Annotated in this window: 17 protein-coding genes; 13 read left to right on the forward strand and 4 right to left on the reverse strand. The window is 73.7% G+C overall.

Features of this window, described 5'->3' with window-relative positions:
- From ABZ806_RS01855 to ABZ806_RS01870, 4 genes are all read left to right on the forward strand, one after another.
- Complete coding sequence (locus tag ABZ806_RS01855) at positions 1–1,722, forward strand: TRAFAC clade GTPase domain-containing protein (protein WP_500214690.1); 1,722 nt, start codon at positions 1–3, stop codon at positions 1,720–1,722.
- A 97-nt stretch (positions 1,723–1,819) separates the two neighbouring features.
- Positions 1,820–2,446: a malonic semialdehyde reductase gene (locus ABZ806_RS01860; RefSeq protein WP_500214692.1), complete on the forward strand. Its 627-nt coding sequence runs from the start codon at positions 1,820–1,822 to the stop codon at positions 2,444–2,446.
- 70 nt (positions 2,447–2,516) lie between these two features.
- The gene (locus ABZ806_RS01865; RefSeq protein ID WP_500214694.1) at positions 2,517–3,767 is read left to right on the forward strand and encodes a multidrug effflux MFS transporter; all 1,251 of its coding nucleotides are present in this window, start codon (positions 2,517–2,519) and stop codon (positions 3,765–3,767) included.
- Complete coding sequence (locus ABZ806_RS01870) at positions 3,764–4,666, forward strand: LLM class flavin-dependent oxidoreductase (protein ID WP_500214696.1); 903 nt, start codon at positions 3,764–3,766, stop codon at positions 4,664–4,666. The genes ABZ806_RS01865 and ABZ806_RS01870 overlap by 4 nt, the downstream gene beginning before the upstream one ends.
- Positions 4,667–4,672: 6 nt before the next feature.
- Here ABZ806_RS01870 and ABZ806_RS01875 read toward each other — a convergent pair whose 3' ends face one another.
- Positions 4,673–5,284: a TetR/AcrR family transcriptional regulator gene (locus ABZ806_RS01875; protein WP_500214698.1), complete on the reverse strand. Its 612-nt coding sequence runs from the start codon at positions 5,282–5,284 to the stop codon at positions 4,673–4,675.
- A gap of 113 nt (positions 5,285–5,397) precedes the next feature.
- Between ABZ806_RS01875 and ABZ806_RS01880 the strand changes: the two genes are divergently transcribed.
- The 4 genes from ABZ806_RS01880 (at position 5,398) to ABZ806_RS01895 (ending at position 10,659) form a co-directional block, all read left to right on the forward strand.
- Positions 5,398–6,378, forward strand: a complete 981-nt coding sequence (locus ABZ806_RS01880; protein ID WP_500214700.1) for a phosphotriesterase family protein — start codon at positions 5,398–5,400, stop codon at positions 6,376–6,378.
- A gap of 93 nt (positions 6,379–6,471) precedes the next feature.
- The gene (locus tag ABZ806_RS01885) at positions 6,472–7,557 is read left to right on the forward strand and encodes a S1C family serine protease (protein ID WP_500214702.1); all 1,086 of its coding nucleotides are present in this window, start codon (positions 6,472–6,474) and stop codon (positions 7,555–7,557) included.
- A gap of 104 nt (positions 7,558–7,661) precedes the next feature.
- Positions 7,662–9,938: an FdhF/YdeP family oxidoreductase gene (locus tag ABZ806_RS01890; protein WP_500214703.1), complete on the forward strand. Its 2,277-nt coding sequence runs from the start codon at positions 7,662–7,664 to the stop codon at positions 9,936–9,938.
- Between the two features lie 55 nt (positions 9,939–9,993).
- Positions 9,994–10,659 (forward strand): DUF1707 SHOCT-like domain-containing protein, encoded by a 666-nt coding sequence (locus ABZ806_RS01895; protein WP_500214705.1) that lies wholly within the window; start codon positions 9,994–9,996, stop codon positions 10,657–10,659.
- A 3-nt stretch (positions 10,660–10,662) separates the two neighbouring features.
- On the opposite strand, the gene ABZ806_RS01900 is transcribed toward ABZ806_RS01895, so the two are convergent.
- A complete protein-coding gene (locus ABZ806_RS01900; RefSeq protein WP_500214707.1) occupies positions 10,663–11,358 on the reverse strand; it encodes a TetR/AcrR family transcriptional regulator in 696 nt (231 codons plus the stop codon).
- Positions 11,359–11,485: 127 nt separating this feature from the next.
- Between ABZ806_RS01900 and ABZ806_RS01905 the strand changes: the two genes are divergently transcribed.
- The gene (locus ABZ806_RS01905; protein ID WP_500214709.1) at positions 11,486–12,499 is read left to right on the forward strand and encodes an alcohol dehydrogenase catalytic domain-containing protein; all 1,014 of its coding nucleotides are present in this window, start codon (positions 11,486–11,488) and stop codon (positions 12,497–12,499) included.
- Here ABZ806_RS01905 and ABZ806_RS01910 read toward each other — a convergent pair.
- Together ABZ806_RS01910 and ABZ806_RS01915 are read right to left on the reverse strand one after the other, a co-directional pair.
- Complete coding sequence (locus tag ABZ806_RS01910; protein ID WP_500214711.1) at positions 12,486–13,886, reverse strand: amidase; 1,401 nt, start codon at positions 13,884–13,886, stop codon at positions 12,486–12,488. The two genes, ABZ806_RS01905 and ABZ806_RS01910, sit on opposite strands and share 14 nt — an antisense overlap.
- Complete coding sequence (locus tag ABZ806_RS01915; protein WP_500214713.1) at positions 13,883–14,917, reverse strand: D-2-hydroxyacid dehydrogenase; 1,035 nt, start codon at positions 14,915–14,917, stop codon at positions 13,883–13,885. Before ABZ806_RS01915 ends, ABZ806_RS01910 begins: the two co-directional genes overlap by 4 nt.
- Positions 14,918–15,225: 308 nt before the next feature.
- On the opposite strand from ABZ806_RS01915, the gene ABZ806_RS01920 reads away from it, so the two are divergent.
- Genes ABZ806_RS01920 through ABZ806_RS01935 form a run of 4 tightly spaced genes read left to right on the forward strand, consistent with a single transcriptional unit; the run spans position 15,226 to position 18,039 of the window.
- Positions 15,226–15,708: a DUF3830 family protein gene (locus ABZ806_RS01920; protein ID WP_500214779.1), complete on the forward strand. Its 483-nt coding sequence runs from the start codon at positions 15,226–15,228 to the stop codon at positions 15,706–15,708.
- Between the two features lie 16 nt (positions 15,709–15,724).
- Positions 15,725–16,486: a maleate cis-trans isomerase family protein gene (locus ABZ806_RS01925; protein ID WP_500214714.1), complete on the forward strand. Its 762-nt coding sequence runs from the start codon at positions 15,725–15,727 to the stop codon at positions 16,484–16,486.
- A 57-nt stretch (positions 16,487–16,543) separates the two neighbouring features.
- Positions 16,544–17,356 carry a maleate cis-trans isomerase family protein gene (locus tag ABZ806_RS01930; RefSeq protein WP_500214780.1) on the forward strand — a complete coding sequence of 271 codons (813 nt, stop codon included), beginning with the start codon at positions 16,544–16,546 and terminating at the stop codon, positions 17,354–17,356.
- A gap of 17 nt (positions 17,357–17,373) precedes the next feature.
- Positions 17,374–18,039, forward strand: a complete 666-nt coding sequence (locus ABZ806_RS01935; protein WP_500214716.1) for a GntR family transcriptional regulator — start codon at positions 17,374–17,376, stop codon at positions 18,037–18,039.
- Positions 18,040–18,052: the final 13 nt, after the last annotated feature.

Below are 18,052 nucleotides of genomic sequence, written 5' to 3' on the forward strand. Positions count from 1 at the left end.
GTGCATCCGATCATCGTGCTGCTGCTGATCGCCGTGTGGCTGGGCGCCATGTGGCTCGGGTTCATGTACGTGTTCCCGGTGCTGTTCGCCGCGACGCTGGTCGTCGCCGGGGCCGCCGCGCTCGGCGTGTACTACCTGCACGCGTGCCGGACGCTGGCGCCGTCCAGCCTGGAGGGCCCGTCGCCGGTCGCCGCGCCGGACGTCGCCTACCGGCACTACCTGCTCGGCCAGGTGTGGCGCGATTGGTGGACGATCAGCCGCACCGTCGTCCCGCAGGTGTACCGGACGGCCCGGGGCATCGTCGTGCGGCTGACCCGGACGCTCCTCGGCGGCCCGTGGGGGTTCTTCGTCTTCCCGGTCTGGCTGGCGCTGTGCGCGGGCATCGTCGCCGCCGCCGTCCCCGCGTCGGTGTTCGTGCTGGCGCTGACCGCCCTGTACGGGGTCGTCGCGGCGATCGGGCTCGCGGTGTGGCTGGCGTGCGTGCTCGTCCTCGCCGCCGTGGAGCGCGGTTTCATGATGTACGGGCGGATCCTCCAGACCTGCCCGCACCCGTTCTGCTACGAGCGGATCGGCCTGCCCGAGTACGAGTGCCCGGGGTGCGGGGCACGGCACCGGCGCCTCACGCCCGGCGCGGGCGGCGCGTTCCGGAACGTGTGCCGCTGCGGGGCGCGGCTGCCCACGACCGTCCCGCTCGGCCGCTTCCGGCTGGCCGCGTACTGCCCGCACTGCGGCGGGCGGCTGCCGGAGCGGATCGGGCGCGTCCGGGTGGAGCCGCTGCCGTTCGTCGGCGGCCCGGCGGCGGGCAAGACCACGTTCATGGTCCTCGGCATACGGGCGCTGCACGCGCGGGCCCGCGCCGTCCACGGGCGGCTCGCGTTCGTCGAGCAGCGGCACGCGCAGGCGTACGCGGGCGCGATACGCGAGTTCCAGCGCGGCGGGCACCTCGCCAAGACCGGCCCGGAGCTGCCCCTGGCGACCATGGTGGACGTCGAGCTTCCGGGGCGCGCCCGGCGCATCCTGTACCTGTTCGACCCCGCCGGCGAGCACTACACGGGCGCGACGGAGGTCGAGTCGCTGCGCTACCTGGACCACAGCGAGGCGCTGCTGTTCATCGTGGACCCGTTCGCCCTCCCCCACCTGCGCCGCACCCTCACCGGCGACGAGCGGGAGTTCGTCGACCACGCCGCCGTGTCGTCGGAGGAGGACCCGGCCGACACCCTGCAGCGGGTGCTGAACGACCTGCGGTCCCGTCCCGACCAGGGGCGGCAGAAGCGGGTCGCCGTCGTCGTCACCAAGACCGACCTGCTGGTCCGCACCGAGGTCGGCCGCTGCCTGGGCGAGGACACCGACCTGCGCGACTGGCTCGGCCGCGTCGGCCTCGGCAACACCGTCCGCACCCTCGACCAGGTCGCCGGGCAGGTGCGGTACTTCGCCTCCGGCCTCGGCACCGAGCCGGAGGACGTCGCCGACCTGCTCGGCTGGGTGACCGGGCTCGGCCCCGCCGGGGCGTCCGACGGCGACGGGCCGCTGACCGACGCGCCGCAGGAGCCCCCGGGCACCGCGCCGCTGCGCGCGCCGTGGCCGGTGCGGGGGCGGGGGTCCGGCCGCGTGCCCGCCGGGTACCAGGTGGGCCGCTGGGCCGTGCTGTCCGGGGTATCGGCGCTGACCGTCGCCACCGTCACCGGAGCCGTCGTCGCCGCGGCCGAGCGGTTCCCGTTCTGAGGGCCGTGTGACCGACGCCACTGCCTGACATGGAAGATAACGCAACGTCGCCGGCTTCAACCTCTCGGACCATCTGATTCCTCGCGAGAGGCACGAAATGACGACCCGCGACATGACGACCGGCGCGCACCAGCCGCTGCTCGCCCTTGACGACGCCGCCCAGGACATCCTGTACCGCGCGGCCCGGACCGCGAACACGTTCACGTCCGAGCCCGTCACCGAGGAGCAGCTCCGCGCGATCTACGACCTGGTGAAGTGGGCGCCGACCGCGATGAACGCGCAGCCGCTCCGGATCGTCGACGTGCGCGGCCCGCAGGCGCGCGAGCGGCTCGTCCCGCTGATGAGCGAGGGCAACCGCGCCAAGACCGCGACCGCGCCGCTGACGCTGATCGTCGGCGCCGACGAGGACTTCCACGAGCACCTACCGGTCACCTTCCCGCACCGGGAGGGCGCCCGCGACGCCCTGCACGCGTCCCCCGGCCGGGCCGCGATGGCCCATTTCAACGCCTCGATCCAGCTCGGCTACCTGATCCTCGGCATCCGCGCCGCGGGCCTCGCGGCCGGTCCGATGGCCGGTTTCGACGCCGGCGCCGTCGAGAAGGAGTTCTTCCCCGGCGGCGGCGTCCGGCCGATCGCGGTCGTGAACGCCGGCCGGCCCGGCCCGGACGCCTGGTTCCCGCGCAACCCGCGGCTCAGCTACGACCAAGTGGTCACTACTGTGTGAGTCCGTCCGCCCCCGAACGCGCCCGGCCGTGCCCGCACGGCCGGGCGGCGCGCCGCCCCCTGGAGACCGCATGACGCAGACGGCCGCCCCGGGCGCCGGTCCGGGGAACCGGCGGCTGGCGCTGATCTTCCTGCTCGGCGCGCTGACGGCCGTCGCGCCGCTGTCGATCGACATGTACCTGCCGGCGCTGCCCTCGCTCACCGGGGACCTGGCGACGGGCGCGGTGCAGGCGCAGCTCACGCTGACCGGGTGCGTCGCGGGGCTCGCCCTCGGGCAGGCCGTGGCCGGGCCGCTGAGCGACCGGCTCGGCCGGCGCCGGCCGCTGCTGGCCGGGCTCGCCGCCTACGCCGCCGCGTCGCTGCTGTGCGCCGCCGCGCCGACCGTGGAGACGCTCATCGCGCTGCGGGTGGTGCAGGGCGCCGCCGGGGCCGCCGGGATCGTCATCGCGCGGGCGATCGTCCGGGACCTGTACGACGGGATCGCGGCGGCCAAGTTCTTCTCGGTGCTGATGCTCGTGAACGGGCTCGCGCCGATCCTCGCGCCCGTGCTGGGCGGGCAGCTGCTGCGGCTGATGCCGTGGCCGGGCGTGTTCGCCGTCCTCACCGGGATCGGCGTGGCGCTGTTCCTGGCCGCACTGGCCGGGCTGAAGGAGACGCTGCCGCCCGAGCGGCGCGAGACGGGCGGGCTGCGCGCGACGGCGGCCACGTTCCGGTCGCTGCTGCGCGACCGGGCGTTCGTCGGCTACGCGCTCACCATCGGCCTGGCGTTCGCGGCCCTGTTCACCTACATCTCGGGGTCGCCGTTCGTGCTGCAGGACCTCTACGGGCTCTCGCCGCAGGCGTTCAGCATCGCGTTCGGCGCGAACTCGCTGGGGATCGTGGCCGCCGGGCAGGTCGGCGGCCTGCTCGCCGGGCGGGTGCCGCTGCGGCGGCTGCTGGCCGCCGGGCTCGCGATCGTGGCCGCGGGCGGGCTCGGCCTGCTCGCCGCGGTCGTCGCGGGCGCCGGCCTGTACGGGGTGCTGCCCGCGCTGTTCCTCGTCGCGGCGGGGCAGGGCCTGGTCCTGCCGAACGCCACGGCGCTGGCGCTGTCGGGGCGCCCGCCGCGCGTCGCCGGGAGCGCGTCCGCGCTGCTCGGCGTCGCGCAGTTCACGCTGGGCGGCGCCGCCGCGCCGCTCGCCGGGATCGCCGGACCGGGCACCGCCCTCCCGATGGCCGTCTCGATCGCGGCCCTCTCCGTGCTCGCCGTCGCCGTCACCGCGACCGCCACCCGCCCCCGCGAGGGTTGTGTCACGGAACTGACGCCGCGTACGGTCGAAGAGTGATCATTCGCATCGGCATGGCCCCGGCGGCGTCCGCCCTCGGCCCCGAAGCCCTGTCCGCGCTCGTGCTCGGCCTCGAACGCGAGGGATTCGACTCGCTGTGGGTGTCGGAGCGGGTCACCGGGCCCGCGCTCGATCCCACCGTGACCCTCACCTACGCCGCGGCATTGACGTCCCGGATCAAGTTCGGGACCGCCGTGATGACGCTGCCCGGCCGCTCCCCCGCCGTCCTCGCCAAGGAACTGGCGTCGCTGGACGTCCTGTCGGGCGGGCGGCTGCTGCCCGCGTTCGGGCTGGGGCAGCGGCACGCGGGCGAGCAGCAGGCGTTCGGGGTGCGGCGGGAGGAGCGGGCCGCGATCTTCGAGGAGGCGCTGCCGCTGCTGCGCCGGTTCTGGGCAGAGGACGCGGTCACCCACGACGGCCCCCGGTTCCGCTACGACGCGCTGCGCGTACTGCCGAAGCCCGCAAAGCGCGGATTCGACGTGTGGATGGGCGGCACGTCCGAGGCGGAACTGCGCCGGACAGGGCGCCTCTCGGACGGCTGGCTCGCCGCGTTCACCACACCCGCCGAAGGCGAGCGGGGCCGGACGGCCGTCCAGGAGGCGGCGGCCGGTGCCGGGCGCGAGATCGAGGAGGAGCACTTCGGCGCGGTCGTGCCCTACCGGCGCGGGCCGCTGCCCGCGGAGGCAGAGGCCCGGTTCGCCCGCGTGCGGCGGGTCGGCGGGCCCGCTCCGCTGGACGACGTCGTCCCCGACCTGGACGGACTCGAAGCGCATCTGAAGCGGCTCGCCGACGCCGGGCTCTCCAAGTTCGTCCTCGCCCCGCTCGCCTCGCCGGACGACTGGGACGCTGAACTCGCCGACGTCCGCGACGCCGTCCTCCACCTGCAGACGCGCCGCTAGTCCGCGCTAATCAAGGGCCGCCAGGACGAAGCCGGCGACCTCGTCGGCGAGTCGCGCGGCCGTTTTCGGGCCGTCCGGGCGGTACCAGGACGGCAGCTGGTTGACCATGCCGAGCGCCACGATCGTCACGGTCTCGGCGGGCGTGGCGGTGCTGAACACGCCGTCCCGCTGGCCCTGCTCGACCAGGCCGCGGAACGTCACGTGGTAGCGGCGGCGGTCGGCGCGGACCGAGCGCATCCGGGCGTCGTCCAGCCGGTCCTTGTCGCGGACGAACACCTTCGCCTCGTCGATGTGCTCGGCGGTGCTCAGGATCAGCCCGGTGAGCACGGCGCGGACGGCCTCGCGCGGCGGCAGTCCGCGCGCCAGCACCGCGCCGAGGTCGGCGAGCTGGCGGGCGATCAGCGAGTGGTAGATCTCGTAGAGGAGATCGTCCTTGGAGTCGAAGTAGTGGTAGAGGGCGCCCTTGGTGACCTCGGCCGCCTCGACGATGCCCTGCACGGACGTCCCGTCGAAACCGCGCGCGGCGAACAGGTGCAGCGCGGCGTCCAGGATCCGCCGCTCGACCGCGCTCTGCCGGACGGGCGCGGACGACTCCGGCACCGGTACCGTGTCCGTCACCTGGGCACCTCCTTGGGGAGCGGGGCATTGACGGGGGTGCGTCCCGCGTCTTAGCTTGCCAGAAACCGACTGGTCGGTATGCACCCCCCGGCGCGATTTCCCGAGGAGAGCCGATGCCCGCAGTAGAGACCGTCCGCGGCCCCGTCGACGTCACCGGCCTGGGACGCACGCTCATGCACGAGCACGTCTTCGTCCTCAGCACCGAGAACGTCGAGAACTACGGCCTCGGCGACTGGTGGGACGAGGAGGAGAAGGTCGCCGACGCCGTCGCCAAGCTGCGCGAGCTGGTGGACCGCGGCATCACCGCGATCGCCGACCCGACCGTGTGGGGGCTCGGCCGCTACATCCCGCGCATCCAGCGGATCGCCGAGCAGGTGCCCGAGCTCGCCGTCATCGTCGCGACGGGCATCTACACCTACAACGACATCCCGTTCCAGTTCCACTTCCGCGGCCCCGGCACCATGCTGGACGAGGGCCCCGACCCGATGATCGCGCACTTCACCCGCGACCTCACCGAGGGCATCGCCGGCACCGGCGTCAAGGCAGCGTTCCTCAAGTGCGCGATGGACGCCCCCGGCCTCACCCCGGGCGTCGAGCGGATCCTGCGGGCCGTCGCCGGGGCGCACCGGGAGACGGGCGCGCCGGTCACCGTCCACACCGAGAGCTCGGCCCACGCGGGCCGGACGGTCGTGGGCATCCTCGGCGAGGAGGGCGTCGACCTCACCAAGGTCGTCATCGGGCACGCGGGCGACAGCAACGACCTCGACTACCTGATGGAGCTGGCCGACACCGGCGCGATCCTCGGCATGGACCGGTTCGGCCTCGACATCATCAACCCGACCGCGAACCGGGTCGCGACGATCGCGTCCCTGTGCGAGCGCGGATACGCCGACCGGATCGTCCTCAGCCACGACGCGAGCTGCTTCATCGACTGGTTCGGGCCCGATCCGGCGACCGTCCCGGCGATGCAGCCGAACTGGAACTACCGGCACATCAGCGACGACGTGCTGCCCGCGCTGCGCGCCGCGGGCGTCACCGACGCCCAGCTCGACCAGATGCTGGTCGGCAACCCCCGGCGCTACTTCACCCGCTGAACGGCCCCCCGGACCGGCGCGGCCTCCACCGGTCAAGGACTATTCGCCATGAATCGGGAATCATTGGAGGAATCAGCGGGAGGAGGCACCGAGGTGAGCGAGTACCCCGTGCGCCGCGGCGTCCGTGCCGCGATACCGATACTCCTGGTCGCGCTGTCGGCCCTGCTCGTCCCGGGCTGCCGGGTGATGGAGAGCGGCGGGCCGCAGGACGTCCCGCCGCCGGTCAAGACCACCGCGACCAAGCAGGGCAAGCCCAGCGGGCGCAAGCCCGGCGTCGTCAACATCGAGACCGAGCAGGACCTGAACGGGACCCGCGCCGCCGGGACGGGCATCGTCCTCACCGCGACCGGCCTGGTGCTGACCAACAACCACGTGATCAAGGGCGCCACCACGATCAGGGGGACCGACACCGACAACCGCCGCGACTACCCCGCCGAGGTCGTCGGCTACGACCGGGCCGGCGACATCGCGGTGATCCGGCTGACCGGCGCGACCCGGCTGAAGACCGCGAAGTTCGCCTCCGCGGCGGAGGCGAACGTCGGCGACGTGGTGACCGCCGTCGGCAACGCGGGCGGCAAGGGCGGGACGCCGTCCGTCGTCACCGGGAAGATCACCGCCCTGGACCAGTCCGTCACCGCCCGCGACGACAACAGCGGCACCTCCGAGCGGCTCACCGGGCTCATCGAGACGAACGCGCCGATCAAGCCGGGCGACTCCGGCGGCCCCCTCCTCAACACCGGCGGCAGGGTCATCGGCATCAACACCGCCGCGTCCGCCGGGCTCTCCACGAAGGGGACGAAGCCGAAGAAGGAGCACCGCGGCTACGCCATCCCGTCCGACCGGGCGCTGGAGATCGCCCGGCGGATCCAGCGCGGCGAGGCGTCCTCGACCGTGCACATCGGGCCGACGGCCATGCTCGGCGTCAAGGTCCGCTCCAACGGCCGCTCCCCGGGCGCGCTCGTCGCCGAGGTCGTGCCCGGCACGCCCGCCGAGACCGCCGGCGTCCCGGTCGGCGGCGTCATCGTCGCCTTCGGCGGCGACACCGTCGACTCCCCGTCCGCCCTGACGTCGCTGATGTTCACCCGCCACCCCGGCGACACCGTCCGCATCGAATGGACGAACCGGCAGGGCGGCCGCCTGCAGGCCACGCTGCGCCTGACCGAGGGCCCGCCCCAGTAGCCCGCGGCGGGCGCGCCTCCGTCCCGCGGATCGGGAGGGGCCAAAGCGCCGCGCCCGTGCGACAGTGTGGAGGAGACGACCGCCGACCAGAGGATGTGTTCCCCATGACGCGCAAGGCGCCCACCGGTGACTTCGACGACTCGGGCCTCGAGGTCGCGCAGCCGAAGACGTGGGCGGCGGGCGTCCCGGGGGTCACGGCCGCGCTCCGGCAGTCCTACGAGCAGATGGGCGTCCGGCGGACGGCGCTGACGCTGCTGCGCGTCAACCAGAAGCAGGGGTTCGACTGCCCCGGGTGCGCCTGGCCGGAGGGCGACCACCGGCACGTCGCCGAGTTCTGCGAGAACGGCGCGAAGGCCGTCGCGGAGGAGGCGACGACGCGGCGCGTCACGCGGGAGTTCTTCGCCCGGCACACCGTCGCCGAACTGGCCGAGCGGTCCGACCACTGGCTCGGGCAGCAGGGGCGGCTCACCGAGCCGATGGTGAAGCGCGCCGGGTCCGAGCACTACGAGCCGATCGCGTGGGACGAGGCGTTCGGGCTGCTCGCGTCCGAGCTGAACGCGCTGGCCTCCCCCGACGAGGCCGTCTTCTACACCTCGGGCCGGACGAGCAACGAGGCCGCGTTCGCCTACCAGCTGTTCGTCCGCGCGTTCGGCACCAACAACATGCCGGACTGCAGCAACATGTGCCACGAGTCGTCCGGGTCGGCGCTGAGCGAGACGATCGGCATCGGCAAGGGCTCCGTGCTCCTGGAGGACCTCTACCAGGCCGACCTGATCTTCGTCGTCGGCCAGAACCCCGGCACGAACCACCCGCGGATGCTCTCGGCGCTGGAGAAGGCCAAGAAGGAGGGCGCCCGGATCGTCGCGGTGAACCCGCTGCCCGAGGCGGGGCTGATGCGGTTCAAGAACCCGCAGCGCCCGTCCGGGGTGACCGGGCAGGGCACGATGCTCGCCGACCGGTTCCTGCAGATCCGGCTGAACGGCGACCTCGCGCTGTTCCAGGCGCTGAACCGCCTGCTGCTGGAGGCGGACGCGCCCGGGGCCGTCGACCGGGAGTTCCTCGACGCCCACTGCCACGGCTTCGCGGCGTTCCGCGAGCACGTCCTCGGCCTGGACTGGGACGACGTCCTGGAGGCGACCGGCCTGACCCGCGGCGAGATCGCCGCGACGCTCGGCGACGTCCTCACCGCGAAGCGGATCATCGTCTGCTGGGCGATGGGCCTCACCCAGCACCGCAACTCGGTGCCGACGATCCGGGAGATCGTCAACTTCCTGCTGCTGCGCGGCAACATCGGCCGCCCCGGCGCGGGCGTCTGCCCGGTGCGCGGCCACTCCAACGTGCAGGGCGACCGGACGATGGGCATCTGGGAGAAGCCGAAGCCCGCGTTCCTGGACGCCCTCGCCGCCGAGTTCGGCTTCGAGCCGCCGCGCGAGCACGGCCTGGACACCGTCGACGCGATCCGCGCCATGCGCGACGGCGGGGCGAGGCTCTTCCTCGGCATGGGCGGCAACTTCGTCCGCGCCACCCCCGACTCGGCCGTCACCGAGGCCGCGCTGCGCCGCTGCCGGCTGACCGCGCAGGTCTCCACGAAGCTGAACCGCTCGCACGCGGTGACCGGCGAGCTGGCGCTGATCCTCCCGACGCTCGGCCGCACCGAACGCGACGACCAGGACTCGGGCCCCCAGTTCGTCTCCGTCGAGGACTCGATGGGCATGGTGCACGCCTCCCGGGGCCGGCTGGCCCCCGCGTCCGGGCAGCTGCTCTCCGAGGTCTCGATCGTCTGCCGGCTGGCGCGGGCCGTCCTCCCGGACTCGGGCATCGGCTGGGACGCGATGGAGCGCGACTACGACGTGATCCGCGACCACGTCTCCCGCGTCGTCCCCGGCTTCGCCGGCTACAACGCCCGCGTCCGCGAGCCCGGCGGGTTCACCCTCCCGCACGCGCCCCGCGACGAGCGCCGGTTCCCGACCGCGACCGGCAAGGCCAACCTGACGGTGAACGCGCTGGAGGTGCTGCGGGTGCCGGAGGGGCGGCTGCTCCTGCAGACCGTCCGCAGCCACGACCAGTACAACACCACCATCTACGGCCTCGACGACCGCTACCGGGGCGTCAAGGCGGGCCGCCGCGTCGTCTTCGTCAACCCGGCCGACCTGGCGGGCCTCGGCATCGCCGACGGCGCCACCGTCGACCTGGTCTCCGAATGGTCGGACGGCACCGAACGCCGCGCGCCCGCCTTCCGCGTCGTCTCCTACCCCACCGCCCCCGGCTGCGCCGCCGCCTACTTCCCGGAGACCAACGTCCTCGTCCCGCTGGACAGCACCGCCGAGGTGAGCAACACCCCCACCTCCAAGTCCGTCGTCGTCCGGCTCGAACCGGCCTGACGGATCCCGCCGCGACCGGGTCGCGGGGTGGGCGGGCGCGGTTTAGGCTTCGGGCATGACGAACCTCCCCGACCACGCCGGGACGCCCGGAACGCCGGAGATGCGGGCCGGTGACGCCGACCGGGAGCGGGTCGCGCAGGTGCTGCGCGACGCGGCCGGCGACGGGCGGCTGACGCTGGACGAGCTGGACGAGCGGCTCGACGCGGTGTACGCGGCGAAGACCTACGGGGAGCTCGCGCCGATCACCCGCGACCTGCCCGCGGCGGGGACGTCCGCGCCGCCCGTGCCGCTCGGCGGGACGGACTGGCGGCCGGTCGAGGGCGCGCCGTCCTGGAAGATCGGCATCGGGATCATGAGCGGCTTCCGGCGGGAGGGCGTGTGGAACGTGCCCCGCAGGTTCACCGCGTTCGCGTTCTGGGGCGGCGGCAAGATCGACCTGCGCGAGGCCCGGTTCCTGGACGGCCAGGTCACGATCCGCTCGCTGGCGGTCATGGGCGGGTTCGAGATCATCGTGCCGGACGACATCACCGTGCACGTCAAGGGCCTCGGCATCATGGGCGGCTTCGACCAGCGGGCGAGCGGCCCCGGCGTGCCCGGCTCCCCCACGGTCGTGGTGAAGGGGCTCGCGTTCTGGGGCGGCGTCGGAGTGAAGCGCCGCAAGCGCAGGGAACAGAAGCGCGCGGAACGAGCCCGCCGCGAAGAACTGGAGCAGGGCGAGTAGCGCTCAGCCCCGCCCGGCGGCGATGCGGTCGAGCCATTCGGCGAGCATCGCCGACTCCGTCGCGGTCAGCACGGGGGGCGGGTCCGCGGCCAGGGCGGCGCGCAGGGCGACCGCGCGGGCGGCGGACGACGGCCCGCCGCCGGCCGGTTCCGCGTCCGCGACGGTGATCGCGGCCAGCACCGCCTCGCGGGTCCGGGCGGACAGCCCGCCGTCCTCCCCGCCGGAGATGAGCGCCAGCACGACCCCGACCCCGGCGGCGTGGATCATCCGGACGGCGGTCCCGACCGGGACGCCGAGCCGCCCGGCGCGGGCCACGGCCTCGACCAGCCCGGTCAGGATGCGGAGCGCCTCCGCCGCGACGGGCGGCGTCCGGGTCGTGCCGTACATCAGCGTGTAGAACGCGGGGTGCGTGCGGCCGAACTCGACGTGCAGGTCCCAGCCCCGGCGCAGGTCGTCCACGGGGTCGCCGGTGGGCGGCTGGGCGCGCTTGCTCTCCAGGTACTGCTCGAACCCGTGCGCGGCGACGGCGTCGAACAGCCCCCGCTTGTCGCCGAAATGGTGGTACAGGGTCGGCGCCCCCACCCCGGCGGCGGTGCACACGGCACGCGTCGAGACCGGTTCGCCGTCCGCCTCGGTGATCAGCTCGGCGGCCGCGCGGACGATCCGGTCCCGCGTGTCGAGGTCCTTCTGAGCGGTCACAACATCGATGTTACAGAGATTTGGCGAACATCGCTATGCATCGTGCTGTAACGTCACTACAGTCATGGCTATATCGCTGATACGGGCGGTCGCTCCGGCCGCCGTGAATCCGAGAGGGGAGGCGCTCATGCGCAGCGCCGTTCTGTCCGCCGCCGGCAAGCCGCTGGAGATCGTCGAGCGCCCGGTGCCGGAGCCCGGCCCCGGCGAGATCCTGGTGCGGGTCACCGCGTGCGGGATGTGCTACTCCGAGGTCAACCACCTGCGCGGCCACTACCCGTTCGGGACGTTCCCGGCCGTCCCCGGGCACGAGATCAGCGGCGTCGTCGCCGCGCTCGGCGAGGGCGTCGGCTTCCCCGCGGTCGGCACCCCGGTCGGCGCCGGGTGGATCTACGGGTCGTGCGGCCACTGCGACCAGTGCGTCCGCGGCGACCAGATCCTGTGCACCGGGGCGCCCAAGCAGGTCACCGGCGTCAACACCGACGGCGGCTACGCCGAGTACTTCGTCGGCCGCGCCGGGTTCGTCACCCCGCTGCCGGACGGCCTGGACCCGGTGGCCGGCGCGCCGCTGATGTGCGCCGGGATCACCGCGTTCAACGGGCTCCGGCACGCCGGCGCCGGCGCCGGATCGCGGGTCGCGGTGCTCGGCACCGGCGGCGTCGGCACGATGGCGCTCCGGTTCGCCGCCGCGATGGGCGCCCGCGTCGCCGTGGTGTCCCGGTCGCGCCGCGCCGAGAAGCAGGCGCTGGCCGACGGCGCCGAGGAGTTCGTCGCGACCGCCGAGCAGGACCCGGCCGAGGCCCTGCGGGCCTGGGGCGGCGCGGACGTGGTGGTCAACACCGCGCCCGACACCGCGACCGGGCTCGCCGCGTTCGGCGGCCTGCGCCCCGACGGCGCCCTGCTCTACCTCGGCATGGGCGCCGAGAACGTGAGCGTGCCGCCGGCCGCGCTCGTGCTGAACCGGATCCGGGTGATGGGCGTGCCCTCCGGGTCGCCGCACGACCTGCGCGACACCCTCGACTTCGCGGTGGCGCACGGGATCGTCCCGGAGGTCACCCCCGTCACGCTGGACGAGGCGCCGCGCGTCCTCGCCTCGATGGACCGGGGCGAGCACCACGGCCGCGCGGTCATCACCTTCGAGTGAGCCGTTTCCACGGCCGGGCCCGCTCGTAGGCCGCGCAGGCGGTCATGACCAGGGCGTCGGCGTGCCGGGCGCCGACCACCTGGAGGCCGATGGGCAGGCCGTCCGCGGTGAAGCCGCACGGCAGGTTCGCGGCCGGCTGCTGGGTCATGTTGAACGGGTAGGTGAACGGGGTCCAGCTGGTCCAGCGCGGGGACGGGGAGCCCGCCGGCGCCTCCCGGCCCGCCTCGAACGCGGCGATCGGCATCGTCGGGGTGAGCAGCAGGTCGTACCGCTCGTGGAACAGGCCCATGCGGCGCCCCAGCTCCATGCGGCGGGCCGTGGCGGTGAGGTACTCGACGGCCGAGTACCGCGCGCCCTGCTCGCAGATCTCCCGCAGGCCCGGGTCGAGCCGTGCCCGCGCCTCGGGGGCCAGGTGCTCGACGACCTTGGCGGCGCCCGCGAACCACAGGACCTCGAACTCCTCGACGGGGTCGCCGCCGAGCCCCGGATCGGCCTGCTCGACCTTCGCGCCGAGCTCGGTGAAGAACTCCGCGGCGGCGGCCACGGACGCCGCGACCTCCGGGTCGACCCTCGTCGCGAAGCCGAGGTCGGGGCTGAACGCGACGCGCAGGCCGGTCAGGTCGTCGGCGCCCCCCTCGGCGAAGGGCACGTCCGGCGGCGGGAGCGCCGACCAGTCCCGGCCGTCGGCGCCGCACACCGCGTCGAGCAGCAGCGCGGCGTCCGCGACCGTGTTCGTCATCGGACCGGTGTGCGCGAGCGTCCCGAACGGGCTCGCCGGGTAGTGCGGGATGCGGCCGTACGTCGGCTTGATCGTGAAGATGCCGGTGAACGTGGCGGGGATGCGCACCGAGCCGCCACCGTCGGTGCCGAGGGCGAGCGGCGCCATGCCCGCCGCGACGGCCGCCGCCGCGCCGCCGGACGACCCGCCGGGCGTGCGGGACGGGTCCCACGGGTTGCGGGTGACGCCGGTGAGCGGGTTGTCGGTCACACCCTTCCACGCGAACTCCGGCGTGGTCGTCTTGCCGACGAACACCGCGCCCTGCTCGCGGAGCCGCGCCACGGCGGGCGAGTCCTCGTCCCAGGGGCCCGCCGGGTCGACGGCCGTGGAGCCGCGCAGCGTCGGCCAGCCGCGGGTGAGCAGGACGTCCTTGATGGAGACGGGCACGCCGTCCAGCGGGCCGAGCGTCGTCCCGCGCGCCCGGCGGCCCGCTGCCTCGCGGGCCATGTCGAGCGTGGTCTCCTCGTCGACGAGGCAGAACGCGTTGAACTTCGGATCGTCGCGCGCGATGCGGGCCAGGACGGCCTCGGCGGCCTCGACCGGGGAGAGCGTCCCCGCCTCGTACCCGGCCAGCAGTTCGGTGGCGGTCAGATCGGCCGCGTCGCTCATGGCTCCCCCCTCTGGTTAGGTCCCACGCTGTTCGAGGCCACGCTGTCCGAGCCGACATAGCCGAGCCGCTTGTCGACCACGTTGCGCAGCGGGCCGCCCGACACGTACCGGCCGAGGTTGTCGGTGAACAGCCGGACGAGCTCGTCCCGCCAGCCGGCCACGTCCCCGGACATGTGCGGGGAGACGATGAGGTTCGGCAGGTCCCACAGCGGGGAGGACGGCGGCAGCGGCTCGTCCTCGAACACGTCCAGCGCGGCGCCCGCGATCCGGCCGTCCCGCAGCGCCTTGACGAGGTCGGGCTCGGCCACCAGCGCGCCCCGCCCCACGTTGATCAGCCGCGCGGACGGGCGCATCCGGTCCAGCGCGGCGGCGTCGATCATCCCGCGGGTCCGCGGGGTGAGGGGCGCGGCGAGCACGACGTAGTCGGCCGCGGCGAGCGCCTCGTCCAGCCGCTCCATCGGCAGGACGGCGCCGAGGTCGGGGTCGGTGTCGCGGGCGGTGCGGCCGGCGCCGGTGACGGCGAGCCCGGCGGCGGCGAGGCGGCGGCCGATGGCGCGGCCGATCGGCCCGGTGCCCACGACGAGCGCGCGGGCGCCGGTGATCCGCTCGGTCTCCCGGTGCCGCCAGCGCCGCTCGTCCTGCAGCCGGAGGGTGGTGCGGAGGTCCTTGGCGAAGGCGAGCACCAGGCCGAGGACGTACTCGGCGATCGGCTCGTCGAAGATCCCTCGCGAATTGGTGACGATCGTGTGGCCTTCGACGAGGGCGGGGAAGAGCAGCCGGTCGACGCCGGCGCTCGCGATGTGCACCCAGCCGGGCCCGCCGCCGGACGGCCACGCCCCCGCGAGCGCGTCCGACAGGAAGTCCCAGACGAAGACGGCGTCGGCGCCCGGCAGGGCTCCTGCCAGCTCTTTCTCGGTCACGTACCGGACCCGGGCGAGGCCCTCGGCGGCCGCCATGCCGCGCGGGTGGACGTCCCCCACCAGCACCACCACGTCCGCCGGCCGGGCGGCCGCGTGCTGAACAGGCTCCATCGGCGTCACTTCCGGATATGCGGAGTTTACGAGAAGGCAACTCGGGGAGGCATTGACACGCTAGGAAGGGTTCGTAGGATTGTCAACAATCAGCACGGTGCTCCGCGGCCCACGGCTCACCGCTCTGAGATGTGCTGCAAGACCGTCGCAACCGTTGCCCCATGCACAGGCCAGGACGGATCCCAGAGCGCTCTAACAGCCCCCGGTCCGGGGGTGTGGGGGGTTCTCCCCCACGAACATGAGAGTCCTTCGGGTGGCGACGCTCTCGCCCACCCCTGTTCACGGGGAGGTCCAGCATGCCCAAGCTCATGACGATCACACTGGAGCGTCGCGGCGTCTCATGCGTCGCGGAGCTGCTGGAAAAGGACGCGCCGCGGACGTGCGAGGCGGTGTGGAACGCGCTGCCCCTCGGCGGCGACGCCTACCACGCCAAGTACGCCCGCAACGAGGTCTACACGATGGTCGAGCGGTTCTCCGAGGACGAGGTCGGCCTGGAGAACCCCACCATCACCCCGATCCCGGGCGACGTCGTCTACTTCTCCTTCGCCGGCGGCATGCTCGACCGGAAGTTCAAGGAGGAGAAGAACATCCACGCGCTGCCCGGCGTCATCGACCTCGCCATCTTCTACGGCCGCAACAACCTGCTGCTGAACGGTGACGTCGGGTGGGTCCCCGGAAACGTGTACGCGACGATCGTCGACGGGCTCGACCGGATGGCCGAGGCGTGCAACGACGTCTGGCGATCCGGCGGTGTCGGCGAGCGCCTCGTCTACGGCCGTTCCGAGTCGTAGAGCGGTGGCCTCGCAGATGACATTCGACCCCACGCTGGTCGTCGGCCCCGAGCTGCTGGCCCAGCACGGCATCGGGGTGGTCGCGCCGTTCGACTTCGCCCTCGACCGCGAGCTGTGGCGCTGGACGCCCGACGACGTGTCGCTGTTCATGACCCGGCTCCCGTACGTCCCCGTCCCGGTCACCGTGGAGATGGCGTCCGCGCTGTCGGACCAGTCGATCGTCCGGCAGGCGACCCGGGACGTCCTCGCGCCCGAGCCGCTCGCCGTCGCCTACGCCTGCGCGTCCGGCAGCTTCATCCGCGGCAAGGCCGGCGAGCTGGAGCTGCACGAGTCGATGATGATGGCGGGCGCCCCCGTGTCGACCACGACCTCGGGCGCGCTGGTGGAGTCGCTGCGGCTGCTGGACATCTCGCGCATCGCGGTCGTCACCCCGTACATCGACGCGGTCACCGACCGCCTCGTGTCCTTCCTCGGCGAGTACGGGATCGAGGTCGTGTCGTCGGTCGGGATGGGGCTGCTCAGCCACATCTGGAAGGTCGGCTACGGCGAGATCGTGTCGGCGGTGTCGACGGTGGACGCCCCCGAGGCCGAAGCCGTCTTCATCAGCTGCACGAACGTGCCGACCTACGACATCATCGCGCCGCTGGAGCAGATGATCCACAAACCGGTGCTGACCGCCAACCAGGTGACGATGTGCTCGGCGCTGCGCGCGATGGGCCGCACCGCGGCCGGTCCCGGGCAGTCGCTGGCGCAGCTCGCGCCGACCACCGCGGCATGACGGGAAGGTGCCCCCATGATCGACGAAGGTAGGATTGCCGGCACCATGCGGCAGAACGTGGTGAGCGTCGGGTTCCTGTATCCGGGCTACAGCGCCGAGGACGACTACCCCGCCATCGAGCGCGCCCTGCGCCGTTCGGGGGCGGGCGAGGTCAGCCTCCCGGTGGTGCACACGCTCATGCGCGAGGACGCGCACCGCGTGGACGCGCTGCTCGACATCGGCGGCGCCGACGTGCTCGGCGAGGGCGCGCGCACGCTGCGCGGCCTGGGCGTCCAGGCCGCCGTGTGGGCGTGCACCAGCGGGAGCTTCGTGTTCGGCTGGGACGGCGCCGCCGCGCAGGTCGCGGGCGTCGGCGAGGCGGCGGGCGTGCCCGCGTCCAGCACGTCGTTCGCCTTCGTGCACGCCGCGCGGGCGCTCGGGCTGTCCCGGGTCGCGGTCGCCGCGACCTATCCGGCCGACGTCGCCGAGCGGTTCGCCGGCTTCCTCGGCCACGCCGGCATCGAGGTGGTGGCGCTGTCCTGCCGGGGCATCGTCACCGCCGCCGAGGTCGGCACCCTCGGGCGCGACGAGGTGCTCGCCTTCGTCGCGGCCAACGACCATCCGGACGCCGAGGCGGTGCTGGTGCCCGACACCGCGCTGCACACCGTGTCCTGGCTCGAGGAGCTGGAGGCGCGGGTCGGCAAGCCGGTCCTCACCGCCAACCAGGTGAGCGTGTGGGAGGGGCTGCGGCTCGCGTCCGGCCCCGGGGGCCTCCCGCCGCGCACCGGGCTGGGCCGGCTGTTCGCCGTCCCGGCCGCCGTCTCCGCCGGCCCCGCCGCCGCCCCGGCCGGCGGCGCGGCCGAACAGGGACGACATACCTGGCAGCTATGACGAAAGGGGCCCGCGGCATGGGCCATTTGGGTGAGCTGGAACCTGTCCCCCGCAAGTCGACCGTCGAGATCGTCTCGGACGAGCTGCGCTCGGCGATCATGTACGGGTCGCTGGAGCCCGGCGCGCAGCTCGGCGAGGCCGACCTCGCCGCGCGCCTGGGCATCAGCCGCGGCCCGCTGCGCGAGGCGATGCAGCGGCTCGTCCAGGAGGGGCTGCTGGTCAGCGAGCCGCACCGCGGGCTCTTCGTGATCACCCTGGACGAGGGGGACGTCGAGGACGTCTACCTCGCCCGGCTCGCGATCGAGCGGGAGGCGTGCAAGCTGATCATGGAGCGGAACCGCGGTGAGGCGGTGGCCCGCCTCACCGACGCCCTGGAGGCGCTGGTGGAGGCGGCGCGGCAGCGCGACCGGGTCGCGATGAGCGACGCCGACCAGGCGTTCCACGAGGTGCTGGTCAGCTCGTCCGGCAGCCCCCGGCTGGAGCGGATGGCGCACACCCTGCTGGTGGAGACCCGGATGTGCCTGAACGCGCTGCAGGACACCTACCCCGAGCCGTCCGACCTCGTCGAGGAGCACCGGCGGCTCGTCGACGCGATCGGCGACGGCGAGGAGGAGCGGCTGCTCGGGCTCATCGAGGAGCACATGACCGACTCCATCCGCCGGCTCAGCAGCTCCCGCACCTAGTCCGAGAATCAGC

The sequence above is a fragment of the Spirillospora sp. NPDC047418 genome (assembly GCF_040643275.1).
GTDB lineage: Bacteria > Actinomycetota > Actinomycetes > Streptosporangiales > Streptosporangiaceae > Spirillospora.